General features: G+C 37.9%; 23 protein-coding genes and 1 pseudogene. 14 read left to right on the top strand and 10 right to left on the bottom strand.

Going from position 1 to position 24601, the window contains the following annotated elements:
* Positions 1-224, bottom strand: a 224-nt coding sequence (locus tag G466_RS23980) for a hypothetical protein (RefSeq protein ID WP_157373982.1), incomplete at its 3' end; no start/stop codon positions are given.
* Between the two features lie 463 nt (positions 225-687).
* On the opposite strand from G466_RS23980, the gene G466_RS0117750 reads away from it, so the two are divergent.
* Positions 688-1626 (top strand): hypothetical protein, encoded by a 939-nt coding sequence (locus tag G466_RS0117750; protein ID WP_157373979.1) that lies wholly within the window; start codon positions 688-690, stop codon positions 1624-1626.
* Positions 1627-1629: 3 nt separating this feature from the next.
* A complete protein-coding gene (locus G466_RS22545; protein WP_051315750.1) occupies positions 1630-3132 on the top strand; it encodes an Eco57I restriction-modification methylase domain-containing protein in 1503 nt (500 codons plus the stop codon).
* Between the two features lie 70 nt (positions 3133-3202).
* Here the strand turns inward: G466_RS22545 and G466_RS0117740 are convergent, their stop codons facing one another.
* The 4 genes from G466_RS0117740 to G466_RS0117725 form a co-directional block, all read right to left on the bottom strand.
* Positions 3203-3520, bottom strand: coding sequence for a hypothetical protein (locus G466_RS0117740; RefSeq protein WP_026814841.1), 318 nt, complete (start codon positions 3518-3520; stop codon positions 3203-3205).
* A 7-nt stretch (positions 3521-3527) separates the two neighbouring features.
* A complete protein-coding gene (locus tag G466_RS0117735; RefSeq protein WP_026814840.1) occupies positions 3528-4289 on the bottom strand; it encodes a ParA family protein in 762 nt (253 codons plus the stop codon).
* Positions 4290-4373: 84 nt separating this feature from the next.
* Positions 4374-5075, bottom strand: a complete 702-nt coding sequence (locus G466_RS0117730; RefSeq protein ID WP_026814839.1) for a SprT-like domain-containing protein — start codon at positions 5073-5075, stop codon at positions 4374-4376.
* A 61-nt stretch (positions 5076-5136) separates the two neighbouring features.
* Positions 5137-5364, bottom strand: a complete 228-nt coding sequence (locus tag G466_RS0117725; RefSeq protein ID WP_026814838.1) for a hypothetical protein — start codon at positions 5362-5364, stop codon at positions 5137-5139.
* Positions 5365-6621: 1257 nt separating this feature from the next.
* Between G466_RS0117725 and G466_RS24655 the strand changes: the two genes are divergently transcribed.
* Together G466_RS24655 and G466_RS0117705 are read left to right on the top strand one after the other, a co-directional pair.
* The gene (locus tag G466_RS24655) at positions 6622-6747 is read left to right on the top strand and encodes a DUF6747 family protein (protein ID WP_316929609.1); all 126 of its coding nucleotides are present in this window, start codon (positions 6622-6624) and stop codon (positions 6745-6747) included.
* A 124-nt stretch (positions 6748-6871) separates the two neighbouring features.
* A complete protein-coding gene (locus tag G466_RS0117705; RefSeq protein ID WP_026814836.1) occupies positions 6872-7273 on the top strand; it encodes a response regulator in 402 nt (133 codons plus the stop codon).
* 32 nt (positions 7274-7305) lie between these two features.
* Here G466_RS0117705 and G466_RS24765 read toward each other — a convergent pair.
* Together G466_RS24765 and G466_RS0117700 are read right to left on the bottom strand one after the other, a co-directional pair.
* A pseudogene (locus G466_RS24765) lies at positions 7306-7374 on the bottom strand (hypothetical protein); the annotation flags it as partial.
* 298 nt (positions 7375-7672) lie between these two features.
* The gene (locus G466_RS0117700) at positions 7673-8365 is read right to left on the bottom strand and encodes a LytR/AlgR family response regulator transcription factor (RefSeq protein ID WP_026814835.1); all 693 of its coding nucleotides are present in this window, start codon (positions 8363-8365) and stop codon (positions 7673-7675) included.
* A gap of 335 nt (positions 8366-8700) precedes the next feature.
* Between G466_RS0117700 and G466_RS0117695 the strand changes: the two genes are divergently transcribed.
* Both G466_RS0117695 and G466_RS0117690 read left to right on the top strand, forming a co-directional pair.
* Complete coding sequence (locus G466_RS0117695) at positions 8701-11085, top strand: TonB-dependent receptor (RefSeq protein WP_026814834.1); 2385 nt, start codon at positions 8701-8703, stop codon at positions 11083-11085.
* A gap of 52 nt (positions 11086-11137) precedes the next feature.
* The gene (locus tag G466_RS0117690) at positions 11138-12229 is read left to right on the top strand and encodes a PepSY-associated TM helix domain-containing protein (RefSeq protein ID WP_026814833.1); all 1092 of its coding nucleotides are present in this window, start codon (positions 11138-11140) and stop codon (positions 12227-12229) included.
* Between the two features lie 384 nt (positions 12230-12613).
* Here the strand turns inward: G466_RS0117690 and G466_RS24760 are convergent, their stop codons facing one another.
* Both G466_RS24760 and G466_RS0117675 read right to left on the bottom strand, forming a co-directional pair.
* Positions 12614-12904 (bottom strand): type II toxin-antitoxin system RelE/ParE family toxin, encoded by a 291-nt coding sequence (locus tag G466_RS24760; RefSeq protein WP_026814832.1) that lies wholly within the window; start codon positions 12902-12904, stop codon positions 12614-12616.
* On the bottom strand, positions 12897-13172 hold the full coding sequence (locus tag G466_RS0117675; protein ID WP_034236094.1) for a ribbon-helix-helix domain-containing protein: 276 nt from the start codon (positions 13170-13172) through the stop codon (positions 12897-12899). Before G466_RS0117675 ends, G466_RS24760 begins: the two co-directional genes overlap by 8 nt.
* Before the next feature lie 408 nt (positions 13173-13580).
* On the opposite strand from G466_RS0117675, the gene G466_RS0117670 reads away from it, so the two are divergent.
* On the top strand, positions 13581-14480 hold the full coding sequence (locus G466_RS0117670) for a DMT family transporter (RefSeq protein ID WP_026814830.1): 900 nt from the start codon (positions 13581-13583) through the stop codon (positions 14478-14480).
* Positions 14481-15003: 523 nt separating this feature from the next.
* Here G466_RS0117670 and G466_RS0117665 read toward each other — a convergent pair.
* A complete protein-coding gene (locus G466_RS0117665) occupies positions 15004-15672 on the bottom strand; it encodes a DNA processing protein DprA (RefSeq protein ID WP_051315748.1) in 669 nt (222 codons plus the stop codon).
* A gap of 455 nt (positions 15673-16127) precedes the next feature.
* Here G466_RS0117665 and G466_RS0117660 point away from each other — a divergent pair, with 455 nt between their 5' ends.
* The 7 genes from G466_RS0117660 to G466_RS24755 form a co-directional block, all read left to right on the top strand.
* A complete protein-coding gene (locus G466_RS0117660) occupies positions 16128-18941 on the top strand; it encodes a type I restriction endonuclease subunit R (protein WP_026814828.1) in 2814 nt (937 codons plus the stop codon).
* Between the two features lie 23 nt (positions 18942-18964).
* Positions 18965-19654, top strand: coding sequence for a DUF433 domain-containing protein (locus G466_RS0117655; protein ID WP_026814827.1), 690 nt, complete (start codon positions 18965-18967; stop codon positions 19652-19654).
* Positions 19651-20067 carry a PIN-like domain-containing protein gene (locus G466_RS0117650; protein WP_026814826.1) on the top strand — a complete coding sequence of 139 codons (417 nt, stop codon included), beginning with the start codon at positions 19651-19653 and terminating at the stop codon, positions 20065-20067. The genes G466_RS0117655 and G466_RS0117650 overlap by 4 nt, the downstream gene beginning before the upstream one ends.
* 345 nt (positions 20068-20412) lie before the next feature.
* The gene (locus tag G466_RS22540) at positions 20413-21756 is read left to right on the top strand and encodes a restriction endonuclease subunit S (protein WP_026814825.1); all 1344 of its coding nucleotides are present in this window, start codon (positions 20413-20415) and stop codon (positions 21754-21756) included.
* Positions 21757-21876: 120 nt separating this feature from the next.
* Positions 21877-22857: a virulence protein RhuM/Fic/DOC family protein gene (rhuM, locus tag G466_RS0117640; protein ID WP_026814824.1), complete on the top strand. Its 981-nt coding sequence runs from the start codon at positions 21877-21879 to the stop codon at positions 22855-22857.
* Position 22858: 1 nt separating this feature from the next.
* Positions 22859-24280, top strand: coding sequence for a class I SAM-dependent DNA methyltransferase (locus tag G466_RS22535; RefSeq protein WP_084418950.1), 1422 nt, complete (start codon positions 22859-22861; stop codon positions 24278-24280).
* A 200-nt stretch (positions 24281-24480) separates the two neighbouring features.
* Positions 24481-24601, top strand: a 121-nt coding sequence (locus tag G466_RS24755) for a helix-turn-helix domain-containing protein (RefSeq protein WP_157373976.1), incomplete at its 3' end; no start/stop codon positions are given.

Raw genomic sequence — 24601 nt, 5'->3', positions numbered from 1 at the left:
AGGAACATAAGGGCAAGTTTGCCCTTGGCGCAGAAGATGCACCTTGGGCCCTTTTTGGCTTCCTTCAGACCAAGGGCCGCTACCAGTTCGTCCCAAGGGATGGCGATATAGATCTTGCCAAGATCGCTTTCGAGAAACCGGGCGTAAAACGCATCGAACTCTTCGGTCTGGGAGGAAAATGTAAAACTGTGCTGGAAATCGTGGATTCTTCGTATCTTGGACATAGACATTAAGATAAAAACCCCGTTTTTTGAGCTAGAGACTCGTTTTCGGGGTTTTATTATATCTAAATATACGAATTAAATACCTGATAAACAAGCAGTTGCGTCAATTCTGAATGCGCCTAAAACGAAATTTTCACGGAGGATAATACCAATCCTCTGCAGTTTACTAAACCCCAGGTTTAAATATACTCTTTACATTATGCTTATCAGGCTTGGCGTCAGGATTTCCGGCGACTCCCCTACTCTGCACTTCAACAAAATAGAACTCTTTACAAAATACGCTTTTTGTAAAGAGTTAAAAATAAGTAACTTTTTGCTCCCCTAGGAATATCAATAATAATCCAGTTAAGTTGATAGAAATAAATCAATAGCATTAAAAATATTATATTCGCCACACATACAAAGCCGAATAATCATTGCCAATAATTATATCTGTAAGTTGTACTAAAAATAAATCAATACATTGGAGAAACACCTAGAAGACCAAATGAATATTACAAAAGAAACAGCAACGAGTAAATCTCAAATTTTAAAATATTTTAGAGATAGATCTTCGGAGTTTATTTCAGAAGTAAATGTCGATTTTGGAAATACTGAATACAAGAAAAAAGCTAGACGTTTAAACTCTCTGCTTGTCCAAGCAAAAGTTACATTAATCGAAATTATTGAACAAAAAAGCAAAAAAGAAAATTGGTCTAATCAAGAAACACTTGAGTGCATATTAATGGTTACATATTGTAATTATGTTGTGATGCTCGAAGTCCGTCATTCCGTATGGCCATATGAATACATGGCATTTTCACGAAGAATTGGGGAATTATGGGAGCCTTTTTGCAAACTGGCTTTTGAATATCCAATTAATGAACTTGAGCTTTTTATTCCACCGCTTTTTGCGGACGTTAAGAAACAACTTGCAGACGAAGTTCAGGAATATATAAATGACCTTCCAATTGAAAAGGAGCAAAAAGAACAACTATTAAAATACTATAATAAGGTTTGGAGCTTAGTAATGTCAGGAGAAATAAAGCTTCAACTCGATTTACATTTTGTTTTTGAGGGTAAAAAATATGTTGTTGACTTCAAAAGTGGTTTTGGATCCAATGAAAAAGGAAATGTTAACAGACTATTATTAGTCGCAAGTATTTACCAAAACCTTGAAGATAACTATGAACCTTTAATATTCGTACGAGCAGCCGAAAACAACAACTATTTTAACACTTTAAAAAACTCAAAAATATGGAGTGCATTTTCCGGAGATGAAACCTATGATGAACTACACAAATATTCTGGATTTGACATTAAATCTTGGATAAACCAAAACATTAATTGGGTAGAAGATTTGGATAATGAATTCGTCGAACATTTAAATAATAACGACTTAACTCAATATTTAACTTGGTAAATTATGATTAGTGAACAAAGAATATTTCAGGCATACTACACCAAATCAGAACCTATAGTATCTTATATGGTAGATTTACTCAATTTAAACGGTACGGAAACAATCTTTGAACCTTGTGCTGGTGACGGGGTTTTTATTGATCCTATTTTAAAGAAATTTCCAGATATTATAATTGATGCTTTTGAGCTGAATGAAGAAGCCTGTGAAAAACTAAAAGTTAAATATTCAGGTTTAGAGAATTTATCAATTAAACAAACAGATACATTAACTGATACAGGATTAGATCTTCTGTGCTCAATGGGTGGAAAATATGATGCAGTAATCGCCAATCCACCTTATGGAGCTTGGAGAGATTCATTAGATAGAGCAACCTTAAAAAAGAAATTTCATGGTTTTTATGCTAAAGAAAGTTATTCTCTTTTTCTTTATCGCTGTATTGAATCTCTCAGGGAAGGTGGAAAATTAGTATTTATAATTCCAGATACATATCTGAATCTAAATATGCACAAGGATATTAGAAAGTATATCCTTTCAACAACAAAAATTAAAGAGATAGCTTTATTTCCATCCTCATATTTTCCAGGAGTCAATTTTGGCTATGCAAATTTATCTATAATTGCATTGGAAAAAAGTAGTGATTACGAATCCAATATTAAAAATAATTTTAAACTAATAAAAGGTTATAAATCAGTAAATGAATTAGGCAACAACAATCTCAAACATTTGACTAGTTTAGAGATTCAACAAAAAGATGTTCTAAATAATATCAACCACATTTTTCTAATTAATGCAAACCCAAATGTTTTAGACTGCATTAAAGAATCCGAAATCAAAATTGGAGATGTTTGTGATTGTGCAACTGGTTTCTACTCTGGTAATGACAAAGACCGCCTGAAAGTATTGAGTAAAGAAATTCGTAATTCAAAAAGATATGAGGTTGTTGATAAAGATAAAATCACATATGATTGTAGTTCAAGACCTTTAAATGGGATTGAAGACGATAAGATATTTGTTCCAATTGTAAAAGGTGGAAATGTAAAATATATTAAACCAGACAACTGGTTTATGGAATGGTCAGAGGAAATAGTTAGTTTTTATAAAAAGGATAAAAAAGCTCGTTATCAGAATTCTTCCTATTATTTTAAAAATGGTATTGCTATACCAATGGTAAGTTCGACTTCCATAACGGGTGCACTTATAGAGAACAGATTATTCGACCAATCCATTGTTGGAGTATTCCCAAAAGACGAGAACCTAACGCATTATTTATTAGCTTTTTTCAATTCACCAACTTGCAATAAATTAATAAGAACTATTAACCCTTCAACAAACAATTCATCAAACTACATCAAACTAATTCCGTTTATAAGTCCTAGTGTTGGGGATTTGGCAACCATCACAGAGAATGTAAAGCAAATAATTGAGCAAACTAAAATTTCGGGAGATTACGATTTGAATTTGGAAAGCAAAAACAATACTATAATTAAGGGTCTTTATAAGTTTTAACCAAAGCTAAAAGCAATACACATTTGAATTCGCTCAAGCCAACTCTATTAGTGTAAGATTCGGTGCTTAACTAAGAATTAAGCACCGAATCTTCACTGATATGCGCCAAAAAATCCGCATACTTCTTTTCCAATTTCCCATATTCCATTTCTTTGGCCAAGAGCTCCAGTGCTTCTCGCACTATTGCGCCCTGGGACAACTTCGCTGCCGGGGTGGTAAGGTCCTTCAATCGTTGGATCCTATCGAGCAACACCTTGGTAGACACGTCGTGTCGGACCGTAAAGGAGTGCTGAACCTCCTTGGAGTTCGTTTTAACGCTCTTTTCCTTCTGAGGCGCCTTAGTTCCCTTTTTTCCTTTATTCTTAGCTAATAAATCGTCTAAACTCATAATAGTCTTATTCTGAATATTTCTTTATTTTATGCAGTACCTCTTTTCCAAGGTTCATATAGTCGATCGCACCCGTACTCTTTTTGTCGTATTCAAAAATGGTCATCCTGAAATCCTTGTGCTGTGAATTTTCTATGGCCGTATTCCTCCTGATCCTGGTCTTGAAAAGGGCATCCCCCCACCCATTTTCCTTGATATCCTCTTCGATACTCCTGCTTATTTTCAAGCGTTCATCGAAATGGGTCAACAAAATACCCAAGATGGTCAAATCCTCGTTCAGGCTCTCCCGTACCCCGGAAATGAACTCGATCATAATGGATACCCCGTCCATACTGAATTGGGCTGCCTGTACCGGGACAATGACAAAATCGGCGACCGAAAGGGCATTGACCGTGACCAGGTTCATATCGGGAGGGCAATCGATAAAGACATAATCATAATCGTCCCGATACTTTTCGAGGGCCTTTTTAAGGATCAATTCCCTGGCAAATTTTCCTTGGATCAAAAGGTCGATACCCGCAAATTCAATGGAGCTTGGGATCAGATCCAGATTCTTGCGCACATTTACAATTTCAAAAGGACGACCTAAAAACAGGTCATTGATCGTCGTCTTGGCATTTTCCTGTCCCAAGTTTTTGGTCAAATTCGCCTGCTTGTCGCAATCGATCAAAAGTGTTTTTCCTTTTAACGCTGCCTGGGCCGCAAGGTTCAGGCAGCTCGTGGTTTTGGCAACGCCCCCCTTCTGATTACTAAATGCTACTATTTTCATTTAATATAATATTTATATGCAATATTAAAAATATAAAAAATAGAAGCAAGTTTTTATTACTTCTATTTTTTATATTGTTTCTATTTACTTTATTCTTACGTAATCGGATCCGCACAGTTTACAGTGCAGCTCCAGATCCGGCTTTCCCCATACGTTGGAGCAATCGCAAGAATACTTTGCCTTTACGGGTCCCTTTGGTTTGGATTGAACTTGCGCCAAGGTCAGATCCTTTACCTGGTCAAATAAGGGGCTGTCCTCATTGATCAGGTCCGCGATCTCCGGATTGACCTCCAGGTATAGACCGGTGAACAGATCACTGTTCATCAATTCCTCGGTAACCTCCATAAACTTTCCTCCCTCAATGGGGTAATCGTCCATGCTTTGCCCAACTATCTTCCCTCCCACCGTTCCGGTGGTCGATGGCATTAGTCCGATTTCTATCATTTTATTGGCCCACTGCTTATTATGGTAGCCCGCCCTGGACGGCTTCCCATAGTGGAACTGCCACCCGTGGCACATTTCGTGCACGACCGTCTGACAGATCTCTATCAATGGGAACTTAACGAACATAGACGGATTCAGGGCCAATTCGTCGGTCTCCTGGTCTTTGACGTGGAACCATCTTTTATAGGCATAGTGTCCGGCCACATTCTTTTTCCTCGTGATGACGATAAGGCAATCCTCGATCTGGTCATCAAAAAGCTCGGCATTGTAAAAATCAAAAATGTATTGAAAAAGGCCATAAAATTTTTTGGTGGGTTTATCTTCCCTATCTGTATTTTTCATCGTTGCTATCTTTAGGTTTGAATTACTTCTGTGTATTTCCTCCGCTTAAAAATGTTTAGTACTAAACATTTTTAGTAGTGCGAGCGAATAGGGCTCTGGAGCCAACCTTCCCTGGGAAGGTATTTTTCGAAGAAATAGTTTTTGGCCTAAAAATAGGGTCCCGGTAAGCTGTCCTAAGATTGCCAAGATCGTTGGACCCGATAGGGGTAAGTACCTCCATTTGTGAAGATTCCGATCTGCCGCCCAAAATAGGGGCGACAAAATGAAATAAAGATTTTAACTTTGTCATGATTCTAAATTTTTAGGATTATTGATTATTTGGGGGCGAAACTTTGGACGGAGACGCCCCCATTTTTAATGCACTACTAGCTTCTTTACTGCTCAATTCATAAAATGTTGCTTTAGGTTAAACTTCCTTTATTATTACACTGTAATATACGAAATATATGCAATATAAACAATAGATGCAATATAAATAATATAAGTTATTCTACTGTTTTTCAGTGTTTTACAGATTTCATTCATCCTAAATAAAATGTTTTTTAGATCCCCCTTGTAACTTATTATTTCCCGAATACGAAGTTAGCCCCTCCCTCGATAGGGTACCGATTGCCTTTGATTGCCGTGCAAAAGGATTTTGGGAGCTGGCGACCGGATCTAAAAATTGCGGTGGGTTCCCGCGGTAGGGGGGGATACCCTATTTTTAGAAAAATCATTATAGCACAGCAAATCTCAGAGGCTACATTTCCCGTCGATGGAAGGACAACGAGCTATTTGGACCAGAAATAATAACCACCTCCCAAGAGTAATGTTGCGCCGCGTACTCTTGCCCTGTCCGGCAAGAGTATTTTTTTGGCACGAATTGCATAGAAGTGCTTTTTTTCAAAGCTGTTCCTTGCTATGGTGTTTTTGTCCCTGCAGGGACAGTATAAAAACCGTCGTTTAAATATACTTTGCAAATTCCGTAAAATGTTAATTAACGGAGATAGGACCAAGTCGTGGGATATTGGCAGGGAACTCCTTTTATTCTTTTGTGTTAAAATTTCACTCTATAGATGTAACTATGTTGAAAGCATGCATTCAAGGTGATAGGGCGGCGGCGAGGGAATATGCTGACTTGTTGGAAAAATACTCGCTACCATTTGACGTGTACCATGTCATTAAAAAACATAAAATGTTTATAGAACTGGATCTGCACAAGGCGAGTAAAATCAAGGATCTACATTGATAATGGGTCGTTCCGGTTCCAATGGTGACTACATCCCAGCAAAATATCCTTGTAATCAAGTCTATTGTCCGGACCTAATATTGTACAGCGCCATCAGCATGGAATTGTGGCTTTTCATTAAATCGATCATGAAATATAGCGCCGTGGTTATGCAAAAAAATAGAGGATTTCGGCAACGTCCCAGATTGCTTGAATATGCTTTGTTCGTTCTGCAAAAGGATAATTTCCAGAACTTCCATAAAAAGCGTTTGCCTGGATCGGTAGGCACCGATTAACCCGACTCGAATACCTGTTGACGAAATAGTAAGGAGAGGTCGATTGGAGGTCTTAATTTTGCGCCAAGTTTATGCCCTTAAGGCCTTTACATGGTCCAGTTTCCTCATGTTTGCAATAGTGCTATTTGCTTTTATCTATAGAGTGGCTACTGGTTTTGCATCTGATTGAATCAAAGTGGCCATGGCCCGGACCAATGCCCTTTTAAAGTGTTTTTAGGTATGCAACATAGAATTTATTATTTGAGTAAAGAGCGGCCCATCCAATGAGATCCAATTTTAGAATGTAGGTATATATGGAAGGGAATACTATTTGGATTATCGATGATGATATGGTTTCACAATTTGCTATGGTGTATAAGATCGAACAATCATATCCAAACAACCGTGTCGTTGGTTTTTATACTGTGGAAGAAGCTTTGACAATGATCAAAGAGTGTGCGGAAACTCAAAACGGCCTGCCCAACATAATATTATTGGACCTTGTACTGCCCGAAATGAACGGGTGGCACTTTCTAAGTGAATTGGGAAAGCTTCGAGGTCATATCAACAGCGTGGACATCTATATTGTTTCTGCCTTTTCCAATAAAACGGACCGTAAATTGGCCAAGGAACATCCTATGGTTAGGGATTATTTCGAAAAGCCTATAAACAAAGGTAGCGTGGATAAGATATTTAAAAGGGGCAAAAAAGAATGAGCCGACGATATAGACCTCGAAATAATTTTATGTTATGCTTTATCAAAATGTTCCCGGCCGTTCTTGAGAATAAAATATTTTTCCCCGTCCATTAAAAGTTCGGGACAACCATTTCTTTAAAGGATATATAACGAAAACCTTAGGTTTAAGCTATAAGTAGCCATAATTCAAGAGAAATCCTGATAATAATTAATCTGGTATACAATTCACCGAATTTTTAACCCACCCCAATTTATAAATTTAGGAATATAGATCGGAGACCCATGAAACCGATCCATGCCCAATACCAAAAATTGCTTTGGCAGGATAGAGAAATCCTCTAATGTAATTTCCAAATTAAAGCGGCATATATGGTTGCCCTTCAAAGGAGACTGTATATAATAGGTACTCGAATAATCCCTAAATACTATTCACCGCCTCGGCCAATTCTGTTTTTTTGTTTCGGCTTAATGGTATCTGTCTTCCTGCAACTTCAACATTTCTACTGTTGAACTTCTCGATCTTTTCCAAGTTTACGATAAAGGATTTGTGGATTCTTAGGAACTTGTTCTCCGGTAACTGTTGTATGATGGATTTCATGGTAGATAGTGTGACGATATTGGCTTCATCCGTGACGAATTTAATATAGTCGCCAAGGGCTTCGATCCATTTTATGTCGTCAAGAAAGACTTTTTGCTTTCTCTTGTTGCTTTTTACGAAAATATGCTCTTCATCTTGGCTAACGTTGTTTATCTGTTCATATTTAGTTACTGCTCTCTCGATAGAGACATTAAAACGGCCCGAGGTGAGGGGTTTGTGAAGGTAATCCGTTACATCGTAATCAAAGGCCTTAAGGGCATAATCGGCTATGCCGGTGATCAAGATTATCTGCGGTCGGTCGTCCATGGACTCCAAAAGATCGAATCCATTGATAATCGGCATTTCAATATCCAGGAACACAAGGTCTATCCCATTGTTTGCGATACCTTTCCTTGCTTCAATGGCGTTGCTGTACTCCGCTACCAGTGCTAAGTTTGGATGATCGTTCACCAACTTGGCCACGGCCATGCGCTGCATGGACGAATCGTCTACGATTACACTTCTTAATTTCATAAGGGCTGATTTGGGGATTGAAATCATCGACAAAATAGGGAATCAATATTCCTCACCACATTCCAAGTTGTGAAAGTGGCATTAACTGTTGTGTAGATAGGGTTAATTATGGTTTCAAAGCGCTAGATCCGTTAATTATTGATTTATGTCCGATGCTATCCTGCACAGATGGCACTTACCCAATCATTGGAAAAAATCGCCCTGCGAGGTTTACCTTTAAATTATAGAAGCTAATACCAAAAATCAGTTTCTTAAAATATTATTAAAAAACCTTGGCAGAGTAATTTCCGGACTCTATATTTGCCCTTATCTGTAATTAATCTAAATAAGAATAAATGAAATTCATATCATTTGCCGCTGCCTTACTGTTGTCCCTAACCGTACTTCCACAAGCAGGTCTCCAGGGAAAAATCACGGATGAATCCAACCAGCCCATAGCCGGGGCCACCATTTACATTGAGGAGCTGCAATTGGGCACCATGACCGATTTTAACGGGGATTATAGATTGGAAGCTATCCCTCAGGGCAGTTACCATCTAAAAATCCGCATGTTGGGATACCAGAGCCAAACCAAAAACCTTCATCTGGAGACAAATGCCGACCAGGTGTTACATATCACCCTACAAGAGGACATCAGCAATCTGGACGAGGTGGTGGTTTCCGCAAGTAGGCATTCGGAGTACCTCTCCGAGATTCCGGCTTCGGTCACCGTTGTCGGGCAGGTAAAACTGGAGGAATTTTCACAGGTCACGACCAACATAAGCGATATTCTGGAGTTTACCGTTCCCGGTCTAGCGATTTCTACGGGCACTTTCTCAAATTGGGGACAAACCCTGCGCGGAAGATCACTTTTGGTAATGGTAGACGGTATCCCCCAATCTACCCCCCTTAGAAACGGACAGTTGGGTATAAAATCGGTGAACCCCAATGATATCAGTCGGGTAGAAGTTATTAAAGGGGCTACTTCCATTTTTGGAAATGGCGGAAATGGCGGTTTTATAAACTACATCACCAAAAGCCCGACCTCCGACAAAAAACTGGAAGGCACCACCAATGTTTGGGGGACCGCCAACTTGACCAAGACCGAAGATGCCATGGGTTGGGGGGTATACCAATCCCTGAAAGGAAACCTGAATAAATTCAGATATTATGTTAGCGGTAGCTTGGAGCAGACCGGCAATAAATACGATGCGGATGGCGTTCCACTTCTCCCCACCTATGGTTTTGACAATACCGATATCTACAGTGCCTTTGGGAAACTGGAATACCTTCTTGGCGAAAATCAAAAACTGTCCGTGGGCGGAAATATTTACAAATCCGTACACGACACCCCGTTTATCCCAGTCCCTGCGGAGGTACGGGTATTTAATGAGGCCGGGGATTATCAAATAAATTCGGGTTACGGTATAAAAGGGATTATCCCTGGGGAGGAACCAACGGGGTCTACGCTCATAAACGGACAAGTTACCTATAACTTGAACAATATTTTTAACGGTACTACCAATTTTGAGACCGACCTCTATTACCAGAGCACCGAAAACATCTTTTTCTATTCGGACAAATTTGAAGATGGGGGCCAATCGGTCATCAATGCGGAAAAATATGGGATAAGACCCAATTTCAATACAAAGTTCGGTTCCTACAGTGCCATGGATGTTTCTTTGACCTACGGACTGGACGTACTAAAGGACAAGACCAATCAGGGCCTTCTGGACGGCAGGCTATGGGTCCCTAATATAGAGCTCATCAATTGGGCACCATACGCTCAGGCAACATTTAAATTTAACGACCAATGGGTGGTAAAGGGCGGTTTGCGATACGATGATATGAACATGGATATCGTGGATTACAATACCCTTCCCTATTCCCCCAAAGGGGATGGGAATTACAATCCGTCCGTGGCCGTGGAAGGCGGGAAACTTGCTTTTGACAACCTTGCCTTTAATCTTGGGGTACGCTTTATAGAGCACCAGGAGTTTATTCCCTATATTAGTTATTCCCAAGGTTTTTCCATTGCGGATCTAGGTTCCGTTCTGCGCTCTGCGGTTGCGAGCAATATCAACGACATTCAACTGGAACCGGCGGTAACCAATAACTATGAATTTGGTTTCATGTCCAAGTTCCCCAATATTCAGTTGGAAGCGGTAGGATACTACAGTACCTCGAATTTAGGAACAGGCGTGGTATTTGTGGATGAGATCAACACTTTTGTGCCTTCCAAGCAACCACAGCAAATTTATGGGGGCGAAATCTCGGTAGATGTTACCAGCTTTAACAACAAGTGGCAAATAGGGACCTCCTATTCTTATGTTGAAGGGGTAAAACATCAGGTCGGCGATCCCAATAATCTTTCCTTCTTAGGGGGCGATGTTATTTCCGCCCCTAAATTGACCGCCTATGTTTCTTGGAAGCCCACGGAAAAACTGAATACTTCGGTAAGACTGACCAATTTGGGCGATAGAAAGCGATTTGACCCCTTCTTGGATGCCAATGATAATTGGGCCTATAGGCATACCGAATTCCCCGTAAGCGGATACACGTTGGTAAACCTTTCCATGGCCTATCAATTGCAGTCCAATATTTCCGTTTCCCTTGGGATAAATAATTTATTGAACGAATACTACCTACCTGCAAGGTCGCAATGGGCCTCCCCGTTAACGACCTTTACCGGGGCAGGAGAAGGCACCAATGCCAAGTTGAGCTTACAGTACAAGTTTTAAATATAAAAGTCCATAGTACCATTCCTGTACTATGGGCCTTTCCCTAAAATAATTGAAACAATTGTTACATTTTAATAAAACGATTAAGAAAATCCACCTTTGGTTGGGCGTAAGCTGCGGGCTGGTGGCCTCTATTTCAGGGCTAACAGGATCGCTGTATGTTTGGCAACCGGAAATTACTGCGGCACTTAACCCAAAGCTCTTGACGGTAGCCCATATGGATACTATTTCTGAAGGAACATTGTTGCGCACGGCATCCTATTTAATGGAAATGCACAAGGATAGCTTAACAAGGATTAATCTGCCTTACAGGGAACAGCAGACGGTATCATTAATCTATGAAAACGGGGAAACCCATTACCACCATCCACGGACCGCCACCTTTCTAGGTGCAAAATCGTTTTCTATTCAATTTTTTGAGGACCTCTTACATATTCACCGTACCCTGGCCATTCCAAAAATCGGTAAGTATTTAATGGGTGGCAGTACCATTATTTTTTTATTGTTGATCTTGGGTACCGGAATCTATATATGGTGGAAGGCCTATGGGGACAATTTAAAAAAGGGCTTTACTATAAAGTGGAAAGGAAAGAAGAAGAAACTAAATTACGACCTACACAAAGTATTGGGAGCCGGCTTTTTTATCCCTTTAGCCCTTATTGCCTTTTCGGGTGCCTATTTCACCTATAACAGCTATTACAAGGCTGCCTTGACCCTTCTGGATAGTTCCAAGATGGCACAAGATCACAATACTGCAGTACAGCCTAAGTTTACCGAGTTGATAAGGAAACCCGATACTACCTATGCCCTGCGGGCCATTTATTTCCCTTTAGAATCCAACGGGGAGTTTCACTTTAGATATATCCAAGACCGTTTTATAGGGCCGGGCCTTAGAAGAAGCAAGGAATTAAAAATAACAAAAACCGACGAAGTAGCCAGTTTAACGGAATTTCATACGGACCTTACTAGCGATAGGATTGCAGCCCAATTCTATCCCGTCCACACAGGAGAAATCGCCGGGATAGTTGGAAGGATAGTGGTATTTATTTCTGGGCTGGTGCCCATAACGCTTTACATAACCGGTTTTAGGATGTATTTTGTAAAAAGGAAAAAACAGTTGAAAAAGCCCAAGGGCAAGAAATAGACTACCAACCCAAGGAACCGTCCACACTGATTACTGCCCCTCGTTTCAAAAATCCTTTTTGCCTTCCTGTGAATTCGTGGATTATAAACTAATTGAAGAGACCTTGAAAAAACTGAATAAAAAAAGTAGTCACTAAAAATGTATAAGCCTAATATTGCTCACTCTTATAAATTTCCGAATGAAAGAAAGTTTAATCAAATTACTCTTTGAGGAATATAAACAGATTTGTCTATTTGAAGATTTAGAAAAGAAAGGCATTGAAATGAATACTTCTTACAATAATCTTGGCAACCGTTGAACAAGCCATAAATTTAACAAAACATTACCCTCAAAAGTTTATTAAACCCCACTTCTATTTAGACTTTCCAAACGGTAAATTAAAGTTTAAAGGTGTTTCTTAAAGTCCTGCCGCTGTCCTAAAATGCGAACGACGAATATGCCGTTTTTGGTCGGTTCATAAAATATTGTATGCGCTTTGAAATTATATTTTTTTAGTAATGGTGCATATTCAGATGCACTAAGCCCTATTTCGGAACTGTCGGCAAGAGTCTGTAAGAACTGTAATAATTCGGTAACATAAACATGTGTCTGTGATTCGCCCCAAGTCTCTAGAGTATAATCTACTATATCGTCGATATCGCTATCAGCCTTCGACGATAAATTATAGCTAGACATTCTTCGTGCTTTGAATTCTGTTGTTTTTGCGATTTTTGGCCGCCTCAACAATTTCTTCAACAGACCTATTTTTAGAGCTCACACCGCTATCATAGCCTTCTTGTATTGCTGCTTTGGTCATTAAAAACTCCCTGTTGCGTTCCTCATCTAAACGTATTAGATGTCGCATATATTCGCTGTCATTGGCGAAACCACCATTTTCAATTTGCAGCTTTATCCATATCTCTTGAGAAGTGGTAATAGTCAATGACTTTCTAATTGTTGCCATAATTTTAAGCATTATTTACATACAATATACGCAAAATAACATATTATTGACTTGCGATTTAATAAATCATTGTTAAAAAATAGGTTTGAAGGGGCTGTAAGTAGCTGCAATTAACCCCACATTCAATTAGACTTTGAAAAAACCTCCATGGCGTTTATTTCAAAGGTTTTTTAAATATACTTTGTTTGTTCCCTAAAAGGTGGATTACCGGAATTATTTAAAGGAATGTTAAAGGGAATTGAAAACGATGATTGAGAAAAGCTTTTGCTAGAGGTTAATCGGATAAACTAGGTATACTATACTAACTACCGGACTATTTATAGCTGTGCCGTTGGATACATTCAATTAAATGACTTTATCTGAATCAAAAGATTAAATTTGCCGACCTAACAGGAATATAACCAATTTATGAGGCAATACATTCAAAATAAATATTTTTTACTGATCATTATTGCAATAACTTGGGGCTCTTCTTTTATTCTTATTAAAAAAACTTTACCCGTTTTTGACCCATATCAAATCGGAGCTTTTAGGGCTGGATTATCAGGACTTCTTTTATCATTTATCGGATTCCCTGCCTTGAAAAAAATGTCTAAAAAGGATGTCTTTTGGATTGCCCTATCCGGTTTATTTGGCAACTTTTTGGTAGTCTTTATTTTTCCAATTGCACAACAAGGTGTCAGCAGCTCTTTGGCAGGTATCATAAATGCATTAGACCCTATTTTCACACTTATCCTAGGCGCTGTTTTGTTTGGTATTAAAAATAAGATTATACAATATACGGGAGCGGTAATTGGATTTGTAGGTGCTATTATTTTAGTTTACTCGTCTAATTCAGGAAATGGTGAAAGTCATCTTTATTATACGATTCTATTAATTATAGGTTCAGCTTTATATGCGGTTGCAGCTCTCATTATTGAAAAAAAATTGTATCATATAAAATCGACCGATATATCAACGGGTATTTATTCAATTTGGATGGTACCGTCTCTTTTGATTTTAGGATTTTCAGGTTTTTTTACAGACATTGATTACAGCCAAAACGAAACCTTAACTGCATTAGGCTATCTAGTCTTTTTAACCGTCATTAGCACCACTTTGGTAATGTTTTTATTCTTCAAACTTGTTCAAGATACCTCTGCTGTTTTTGCCAGTACGATTTCACTTTTAATACCAGTCGTTTCAGTAGTTTGGGGCATATTGGACAACGAAAAATTTACAGTTTGGTATGCAATCGGTGGAATGTTTATTTTAATTAGCGTGTATTTAATTCGAGAAAGGAAAAATAAAATACAGGAAAATGAATAGATATTTTTTTATAATTAATGGGACGTTAAGTATTTAATACATAATCTTTTACAGGTTTTAAAAGTCCGTCAGATCTTTTAATTTGGCCAATCGGAGTAAAAAATTATTATTAGCAAAACGCTATTGCTAGTTTGTAGTCGAAAACAAAACGTTTCCTTTCTAGCATACTTATCATAGCGTAGACATTTGTGTGGTTCATGTTTTATGCACAATATCCCAGCTGAGGAAAATATAGGTTTTAAGAAAATTAACCGTAGAAGGTTCAAATAAACCCATTTTTATTTAATTATACAGAGGTTACAAAACCCCAGGTTTAAATATACTTTTAAAATGCATAATCGTTTACTTCAAGGAACTTTTAATCGATCTTGTCGGTTCCCTCCTATACAATAAGTCTTGTAACAAACCTCTTACTTGTATATAAATGTATAGTACTAAACAGCAGAAAATCTATTCGGAATTTTGGGCGATAGGATTGGAACCATTAGAGGAGAACTATAACATCGTCGCAAAATCTATTTTTTTAAAAGGCATCCTGATATTTTGATGTTAGATAAGGGATGTCGCTAAAAACCATATCAATATTTTCACGCGATAATAACTGTGCTCCATAATCCATCATTTCTTTTGCCCAGGTCAAGCACGGATCGTTAGCAACATTCTCCAACAAATATACCTCTCTCCCCAATCGAAGAGCCTCCCAGCCTTGGTATCGGATACCGCTTTTCTCCCCTGCTTCAATAATGATCGTCGCATCAGAAATTAATGCCATTGTGCGATTCCTCATTGGAAAATTTTTAGGCTGAATTGGATAGCCCTTGGGAAACTGGGAGACTGCAAGGTGTTTTTCTTTAATGAGTTCTAATAAATCTAAATTCTGCCTCGGATAAGCTTTGTCCAAATGCGTTCCCAAAACGGCTATAGTATGACCTCTAAGTTCTATTGCGGTTTTATGAGCTATTGTATCGATACCCCGGGCCAACCCGCTGACAACGATAATATCATGCTTCACCAATGCCTTAGTAACAATTTGGGCCCTTCTCAATCCTTCCGAGGTTGCATTTCTAGAGCCGACCACCGAAACTCTCCTCTTTTGAAAAAGCAATCTTTTATCACCCGCAAGAAAAAAACTCTTAGGAGCATGTTTTCTTTCTATATCCGTTAGAGAATCAATATAATTTTCAATATCCATGTTTTCGTGTTGCTAGTTATCCTTTTTTGAGCAGACCCAACCTTTAAAAGGCTTATGTGTATAATATAATTTTTTATTTTATAGTACCCTTATTATTTATGGAAAATAATCTGAGTAAATGAAGATACAAGTCTAAATAAACTTTAATAAAGCCTCCAATCTTTATCTTCATGGACCGTCTATACCTCCTTGTCGATTCCTAACTATTCAAGTGAACTTAGAATATATCTCTTACATATAAATAAATGTATAGTACTATACAGAAGAAATCATATAAGGCAAGAAAGCTTAAAAAAGCAAAAGATAAATTTACTATGTTAGCATAATAGCTATAGAGCGGGGGTTTACTTCAATCATATCCTGAACGCACTCTTAATAACGAATCAGCTTGCCATCGCACTATCCCCTGTTAGCTTAAAATTGTGTACTTTGGTAACTTTAAAATTTAACCAGCCATGCCTTCTGTTACTAACCAAAATCCTGAACAAATAGCCCGTGATAAAATCGATGCCATGCTTCGTGAAGCTGGGTGGCTAGTTCAGTCAAAAAACAAAGTTGATCTATCAGCAAATAAAGGAATTGCAGTTCGTGAATACCAAACGGATGTGGGACCTGCCGATTATGTTTTGTTTGTAAATCGAAAACCAGTAGGCATTATAGAAGCAAAACGGGAAGATGAAGGACACAGACTCACTGTTGTTGAAGAGCAAGCTGTGAACTACGCCAACGCAAAATTAAAATATTTAAACAACGACTCTTTGCCTTTCGTTTATGAAAGTACGGGAACAATATCACGGTTTACAGATTACAGGGACCCAAAACCGAGAGGGCGAAATGTTTTTAGTTTCCATAAACCAGAAACAATTTCCGAATGGCTCAAAAAAGGAAAAAGTTTACGAGAAAGGCTTTTATCAATCCCTGGGTTAGATGAAACAGGACTACGGCCTGCACAAATTGTTGCAATTAATAATCTGGAACATTCTTTCAAAAAGAACAGACCAAAAGCCTTAATTCAGATGGCAACTGGTGCTGGAAAAACTTTTACAGCTGCAACTTTTGTATATCGTTTATTAAAGCATGCAGATGCAAAACGCATTTTGTTTTTGGTAGATACTAAAAACCTTGGAGAACAAGCGGAACAAGAGTTCATGACCTTTCAGCCTAATGACGACAATAGAAAATTCACAGAATTATATAATGTACAGCGGCTGTCATCAAGCTATATAGCATCGGATAGTCAGGTTTGCATCTCAACCATACAACGTCTATACTCCATTTTAAAAGGTGAAGAATTGGACGAAAGTGCAGAATTGGATAATCCGGAAGAAAATTCTTGGTTGCAGCAGCAAATGTCAAAAAAGAAAGCTATTCCAGTAGAATATACCCCAAAAGTACCCATTGAGCAATTTGATTTTATAGTTATAGACGGGGCCCACCGTTCCATTTATAATTTGTGGAAGCAGGTATTGGATTATTTTGATGCATTCCTTATTGGTCTTACTGCAACACCGGACAAAAGAACCTTCGGGTTTTTTAATGAAAACGTCGTTAGTCAATATACCTATGAGGAATCGGTTACGGATGGCGTAAATGTCCCTTATGACGTATATACTATTGAAACGGACATTTCACAAAATGGCGCCATGATAGAATCGGGTTGGTTTGTGGACAGACGTGATAAACTCACCCGTAAGAAACGATGGCAACAAGAGGATGAGGATACCGCATACCAACGCAATGATTTGGACAAAAAAGTGGTCAACCCAAGTCAAATTAGAAACATCATCCGCGAATACAAAAAAGCTCTAAAAACAACCATTTTCCCAAACCGTGTGGATGAAAATGGCGATTATGAGGTGCCAAAGACTTTAATCTTTGCCAAAACAGACAGTCATGCTGATGATATCATCAAAATTATCCGGGAAGAGTTTGACGAGGGCAATGATTTTTGTAAAAAAGTAACCTATAAAATTGAGGAAGACCCAAAATCGGTTTTGAACCGCTTTAGAAATTCCTATTATCCGCGTATTGCCGTAACGGTAGATATGATTGCAACGGGTACAGATGTAAAACCTCTGGAAGTCTTATTATTTATGCGCGATGTAAAGAGCATCAACTACTTTGAACAGATGAAAGGTAGGGGTACCAGAACAATCAATAGCGATTCCTTACAACTAGTTACTAGAACGGCCAAAAGTAAAACACACTTCGTAATTGTAGACGCTGTAGGTGCCACCAAATCCAAAAAGACAGATAGCAGACCTTTGGAGCGCAAACCAACGGTACCAATGAAAGATTTGTTGGGTGCAGTTATGATGGGTCACGCAGACGAAGATTTGTTTTTGTCCTTAGCTAACCGACTGATCCGTTTAGAAAAGCAGATCACAGAAAAAGAGAAAGACAAATTACTGGAGTTTTCCGGAGGGAAAAACTTAAAGCAGATTACCAAAGAGTTAATTACTGCTTTTGACGAAGACGAAATTGAATCCAAAGCACAAATTGAGATAGACAAAATTCCAATTCAAGACAGAACTCCTGTTCTGACGGAAGAAGCTAAAAGGAAAGTCCAGGAGCAATTAATCTTAGAGGCCAGCAAAACCTTTACAGGTGTTTTTAACGACTATGTAGAAAATGTGCGTAAACAACACGAACAAATTATAGACAGTCATAATATAGACACCATTACCAAAAGTGAGTGGGATACTACATCTGTAGATAAGGCTACCGAAATTGTAAAAGATTTTACCGCCTATTTGGAAGCCAACAAAGACGAAATTAAAGCCTTGAGCATTTTTTACGACCAACCTTACAACCGCAGAGACATCACCTTTAAGATGATTAAAGAAGTGATGGAAAAACTGCAATTGGAAAAACCCTTACTGGCACCCGATTATGTGTGGGATGCTTACGCAACCTTAGAGGACGTAAAGAGCAAACAGCCCAAAGATGAATTAACCGCTTTAGTTTCGTTAATTAGAAAAGCCTGTGGCATAGACAGCGAACTAAAAGCCTACGATACCACCATTGAAGCCAACTTTAACAAATGGATCTTTAAGCAACATACAGGTCAGCACAACCGCTTTACTCCAGAACAACTAGACTGGTTACGAATGATTAAAGACCACGTGCTAAGCAGTTATCATATAGAAATAGACGATTTGGATTACACCCCTTTTGATGCCCAGGGCGGAAAAGGAAAAATGTATCAATTGTTTGGAAAGGAAATGAATGAAATTATTGACGAACTTAATGAAGTATTAGCGGCTTGATTTTTGCTAACTTTACAAATAGAATGGATACTAAAACTACATACGATTTCGAAAATAAACCTGTCTTAGGAAATGGGATATACACTGCCGTTGATATCGCAAAGATTTTACGTGTCAAAGAATCTAAAGTGCGCCGTTGGATAAATGTCTATTGGGATGGAGAAATTGGAGCACAATTTGGAGAAAAATATAGTTGGAATATTACAGGAAACCGGGCTGTGAGCTTTCATACCATGGTAGAATTTTATATTATGTTATTGTTTTCTGAAGCTGGAGTACAGCCAAAAGCTGTCATCAAAGCGCACAAAGAATTATCACACATGTTTAAAACTCCTTTCCCTTTTGCAAAGAAAGAAGTATTGCATAACATACAGGTCTCGGGTAGGGACATCTATATTGAGCTTAATGAAAACATACAGCGACTTAATGGAACCAAGCAATTAGCCTTTAGACTGATAAAACAGTTTTATAAAAACCTTGAATTTGACAAAGATGAAATTGCTATGCGTTTTTGGCCATTGGGAAAAGAAATCGCAATTGTGGTCGATCCTTCAAGAAAATTTGGCAGCCCTATTCTAGCTGAAAATAACATCTACCCAGAAACACTTTACAATCATTATTTAGCAGGGGATCCAATAAATTACTTGGCTCATATATATGAAATCTCTGAAAAAGAAATTTTGGATGCGATTAAATTCTGTGAAGCGGCGTGATTGTTTATTTAGACGATAATATGCCACCCTATCTAGCTCATGCATTTCAAATATTGCAAGCGCCACAAAATCTTAAACAAGGTAGACTGAATATTGATGTAAAGCACATTAGAGATGTTTTTGGTAAAGGAGCTAAAGATTTGGATTGGATTACCGCTCTGGCTAAAAACCAATCATTTGTAATCACACAAGATATTTATATAGCAAGAAGAAAAGATGAAATTGCTGCCTATCAGGAAAATGGAATAGGTATGTTTTTTATAAAAGGGCGTAATAGCAAAGACCCTCTTTCTGCTTTTGATATGGTGCAAATACTAGCTAAGCAATGGGAGTCTATGGTAGCAATTATGCTTAAACAAAATGGAGCTTTTGCCTATCGCGTACAACTTGCAGGAAAACCCAAAAAAATATAGTTTATTACAATACTATTTATCAGAATAAATACTTTCAATTTTTAGCCAGAAAAGACTGGCGTGTCTTTGATAAATATTGCAATTAGCGTATAATGACAGAAGGTTAGATTGAAAGTACGTTGGATGAAGTGTGCGAAAAAGTATTAAAAGTGAAAAGAAATGAATAGGATTATTGATAAACTGAATGTGTTGTTGGCAGCTTAATTAATAAAGTTGAATAACATCCTATAATAAAAATATTAACCGCATTGAATACAACAGAAATTCAAAGGCAAACCTTCAAGAAAATCAAGGTTCAGACAAGGGAAAAGAAGATTAAGTGGAATTTATAAATTACAATTATTAATGGCATTAGGTCTTACACCATATCAAATCATAGAAAAAGGAACTCATCCTCAATTAGTTATAGCAGATGGTTGGGAGAGAATAGAGTTAAAACATATAGCCACAGTTCAAAATGGATTTGCTTTCTCATCTAAATTATTCAATCATAATGAAGGGTTGCCATTAATTAGAATTAGAGATATTTTTACTTCCGAAACACAGAACCAATATTCAGGTGAATATAAAGATGAGTTTCTAGTTTCAAAAGGAGATATTCTTATAGGCATGGATGGCGATTTCAAAGTTTCGAAATGGCCAGGTAAAATAGGGTTGTTAAACCAACGAGTTTGTAGAATTCATTTTAAATCAAACCGTTATGAAAAGGAGTTTTTATTTCTATGCATTCAACCTTACTTAAATGCAATACATAGTGAAACTTCCGCTGTCACAGTAAAACATCTTTCTTCAAGAACTCTGAACGACATTCCTTTTCCTCTTCCACCCCTCCCCATCCAACACGCCATCGTCAAAAAAATAGAGGAACTCTTTAGTAGTTTAGATAGTGGTATTGCCGACCTTAAAAAAGCACAAGAACAACTAAAGATTTATCGGCAGGCGGTGTTAAAAAAGGCTTTTGAGGGGGAGTATGAAAAAATCAAACTTGAAGAAGTTAGTTTGGCAATTGGAGGATATGCATTTAAAAGTAAGATGTATCAAGATGAAGGTAAATTTCAAATTTTAAGAATTGGGAATATAAGACCTGGCGAAATAAGATCTGAAGTTAATCCAATCTATCTTTCTGATGTAGATAAAACTATCTTAGATAGATACTTACTTTTAAGAAATGATGTTGTTATTTCTTTAACAGGCACAAGGACAAAACGAGATTATGGGTATACAGCAATTATTAATTCGGATAATCAACTTTTAAATCAAAGAGTCGCTGCTATTCGCTTTAATAAAACATATAATCCTAAGTTTTTTCTTTATTTCTCTTGGTCTGAACCATTCAAAAAACAATTTTTCGGATCTGAAACTGGAAATACGGGACAAGGAAATGTAGGTATGAAGTCTGTTAGAGAAACATTAATTCCATTGCTAAGTCTTGAAGTACAACATGCCATCGTGCGTGAAATCGAATCCCGATTATCGGTATGCGATAAAGTAGAAGAAAACATAAAAGAAAGTTTAGATAAAGCCGAGGCTTTACGCCAAAGCATTCTTAAAAAAGCCTTTGAGGGTAAATTGTTGAGCGAAGCAGAAATTGAACAATGCAAAGCCGCTAAAGATTATGAACCTGCCAGTGTGTTATTGGAGAAAATAAAAGCAGAGAAAAAAATAAATAAAGTAACTAGTCGGAAATAGCAGATAGTTCAAAATTGAAACAAAGGCCATATGCAAAACTGCATGATGGAGTTCTCAAAAGATGCTTGATAACTAAAAAATGAACTTGTGCAAAAAATGCAACAGTTCAAAAAACAGTAAATGGATATACAAAATCAAATAGAAATTTATCAAGCCAATGATGGTTCAACTCAAATTAATGTGCAATTTGAGCAAGATACCGTTTGGTTAACCCAGGCTCAAATGGCAACGCTCTTCGGCAAAGGAAGAACTACGATTACTGAACATATAAAAAATGTGTTTACTGAAGGAGAACTTGAGGAAGAAGTGGTATGTCGGGATTTCCGACACACCACTCAACACGGTGCAATTAAAGGGAAAAGTCAAATAAAAAACGTTAAACACTACAATCTTGACGTTGTTATATCTGTAGGCTACAGAGTAAAGTCTAAACAAGGAACTCAATTCCGTATTTGGGCAAATAGTGTTTTAAAAGACTATTTAATTGAAGGCTATGCCATTAACGAAAAACGTTTGGCCCAAAAAGAACAGGAAGTACAGATATTAAAAGATGGCATCACCATTTTAAGCAGGGCCATTGAAGAGAAGACCACAGATAACGAATGGCTTGCTGTATTTTCCAAGGGCTTAAGCTTATTGGACGACTATGACCACGAACAGCTCGATGCTAAAGGACTAACCTCTAGACAAGCAGAATATCCAAGTTTAAAAGAATATCAAAAACTTATCGATCAAATGGTAACCGAATTTGATTCGGAGGTATTCGGTAAAGAAAAAGATAGTAGTTTTCAAAGTTCCGTAGCCCAAATAGGAAAAGGGTTTGGGGACGATGATTTCTATCCCACCTTGGAGGAAAAAGCCACCATGCTTTTATATTTAATAGTTAAAAACCATTCGTTCGTAGATGGGAACAAGCGGATTGCAGCAGCTTGTTTCCTTAAGTTTTTACAACAAAATAATATGCTTTTTAACAGCCGACAACAAACTATAATTAGTAATGACACTTTAGCTAGCTTAACACTGTTTATAGCTTCCAGTAAACCTGAAGAAATGGAAACTGTTAAGCGATTAGTAATTAGCGTATTAAATAGAAATAAATAAAATGACAGACTCAACAATAATATCAAAAATATGGAACCTTGCCAACGTATTGCGTGATGATGGTGTGGGTTACGGCGATTATTTAGAACAAATTACCTATTTGCTCTTCTTAAAAATGGCCGATGAACTGAACAAACCACCCTATAATAAAGGCTTACTTTTTCCAAAATTAAAAGATGTTGAGGGTATTGAAATTGCAGATGGAGAGACCGCCAATTGGGAAACCCTATCGGGCAAAAGAGGGGCAGAACTGGAATCTTTTTACAGTCAGTTACTGCGTACGCTTTCTACCGAGCAGGGAACCCTGGGGCAGATTTTCACCAAAAGCCAGAATAAAATTCAAGATCCTGCCAAGCTGCTAAAAGTCATCAACCTAATCGACAAAGAAGATTGGTCCATGATGGGTGCCGATATTAAAGGGAAAATTTATGAAGGTCTGTTAGAGAAAAACGCAGAAGACACCAAGAGCGGGGCTGGACAGTATTTTACGCCAAGAGCGTTGATTAAGACAATGGTCGCCTGTGTACAACCTAAACCAATGAAAACCATTGTAGATCCAGCATGTGGAACAGGCGGATTCTTTTTAGCGGCTTATGATTGGATTGTAGACCATAATCAATTAGACCGTGAAGAAAAGGAGTTTTTGAAAAACAAAACTTTTCACGGAAACGAAATCGTGGCTAATACCCGCAGAATGTGCCTGATGAATATGTACCTGCACAATATTGGTGAAATAGACGGCGAATCATTTATCAATCCAAATGATGCCCTAATTGCGGATGATGGTAGTCGCTATGACTATGTCTTGGCAAATCCGCCTTTTGGTAAAAAAAGCAGTATGACTTTTACCAATGAGCAAGGCGAAATCGTAAAAGAAGACTTAAGCTATAATCGTCAAGATTTTTGGGAAACAACTTCCAACAAGCAGTTGAACTTTTTGCAGCACATAAAAACGCAACTAAAAATAAACGGGGAAGCCGCTGTAGTTCTTCCAGACAACGTTTTATTTGAAGGTGGCGCCGGGGAAGAAGTACGTAAACAATTATTAAAAACCACCGAGCTCCATACTATTTTAAGATTACCCACAGGGATCTTTTACGCCCAAGGAGTTAAGGCAAACGTCCTATTCTTTAATAATAGACCAGCAAGTAAAGAACCATGGACAAAAGACATTTGGTTTTATGATTACAGAACAAACGTACATCATACCCCAAAAAAGAACCCTATGCGCCAAGAAAACCTGGAGGAGTTCATTGAGTTATATAACGGCAAGAACATCCATAAACGTGTTGAAACGTGGAGCGAAAAAAATGAAGAAGGCCGTTGGCGTAAATACACATATGAAGAAATCATCGCTAGAGATAAAACCAGCTTGGACATTTTTTGGTTGAGAGATAAGAGTGGATATACTGGAGCATGCTGACCCCTCTAAAGCCTAATCAATAAGTAACTGCCGTTCTGGCGGATGCTGACCCCCCTTTGAAAAATAAGATAGCTAGATTTTTAAATTATTCTGGAGCATGTTGACCCCTCTGGATGATTTATTTGGGAGCATGCTGACCCCCCTAGCTATTTTCTTTCTGGTTTTGGTTTATTTGATGAATACCATCAAAAAGATAACCAATGGCCGGAAAATCAAAACCAATGAGTCAAGTAAAACAAATACTTCGCCTGCACTGCCAGGGAAAAGGATTTAAAACCATTGCCAGGACCCTGTCGGTGAGTAAAAACACCGTGAAAGACT

Source organism: Arenibacter certesii DSM 19833 (genome assembly GCF_000429545.1).
GTDB lineage: Bacteria > Bacteroidota > Bacteroidia > Flavobacteriales > Flavobacteriaceae > Arenibacter > Arenibacter certesii.
Note: the sequence above shows the minus strand (reverse complement) of the source record. Positions and strands in the feature narration are given on the sequence as shown.

Coding starts and splice junctions, on each gene's coding strand:
- rhuM (WP_026814824.1), top strand. CDS start 21,877: ATGGATATACAAAATCAAATAGAAATTTATCAAGCCAATGATGGTTCA.
- G466_RS0117735 (WP_026814840.1), bottom strand. CDS start 4,289: ATGAAAATAGTAGCATTTAGTAATCAGAAGGGGGGCGTTGCCAAAACC.
- G466_RS22535 (WP_084418950.1), top strand. CDS start 22,859: ATGACAGACTCAACAATAATATCAAAAATATGGAACCTTGCCAACGTA.
- G466_RS0117695 (WP_026814834.1), top strand. CDS start 8,701: ATGAAATTCATATCATTTGCCGCTGCCTTACTGTTGTCCCTAACCGTA.
- G466_RS22540 (WP_026814825.1), top strand. CDS start 20,413: ATGGCATTAGGTCTTACACCATATCAAATCATAGAAAAAGGAACTCAT.
- G466_RS0117660 (WP_026814828.1), top strand. CDS start 16,128: ATGCCTTCTGTTACTAACCAAAATCCTGAACAAATAGCCCGTGATAAA.
- G466_RS0117670 (WP_026814830.1), top strand. CDS start 13,581: ATGAGGCAATACATTCAAAATAAATATTTTTTACTGATCATTATTGCA.
- G466_RS0117705 (WP_026814836.1), top strand. CDS start 6,872: ATGGAAGGGAATACTATTTGGATTATCGATGATGATATGGTTTCACAA.
- G466_RS0117725 (WP_026814838.1), bottom strand. CDS start 5,364: ATGACAAAGTTAAAATCTTTATTTCATTTTGTCGCCCCTATTTTGGGC.
- G466_RS0117700 (WP_026814835.1), bottom strand. CDS start 8,365: ATGAAATTAAGAAGTGTAATCGTAGACGATTCGTCCATGCAGCGCATG.
- G466_RS0117675 (WP_034236094.1), bottom strand. CDS start 13,172: ATGGCAACAATTAGAAAGTCATTGACTATTACCACTTCTCAAGAGATA.
- G466_RS22545 (WP_051315750.1), top strand. CDS start 1,630: ATGATTAGTGAACAAAGAATATTTCAGGCATACTACACCAAATCAGAA.
- G466_RS24760 (WP_026814832.1), bottom strand. CDS start 12,904: ATGTCTAGCTATAATTTATCGTCGAAGGCTGATAGCGATATCGACGAT.
- G466_RS0117655 (WP_026814827.1), top strand. CDS start 18,965: ATGGATACTAAAACTACATACGATTTCGAAAATAAACCTGTCTTAGGA.
- G466_RS0117730 (WP_026814839.1), bottom strand. CDS start 5,075: ATGAAAAATACAGATAGGGAAGATAAACCCACCAAAAAATTTTATGGC.
- G466_RS0117665 (WP_051315748.1), bottom strand. CDS start 15,672: ATGGATATTGAAAATTATATTGATTCTCTAACGGATATAGAAAGAAAA.
- G466_RS0117740 (WP_026814841.1), bottom strand. CDS start 3,520: ATGAGTTTAGACGATTTATTAGCTAAGAATAAAGGAAAAAAGGGAACT.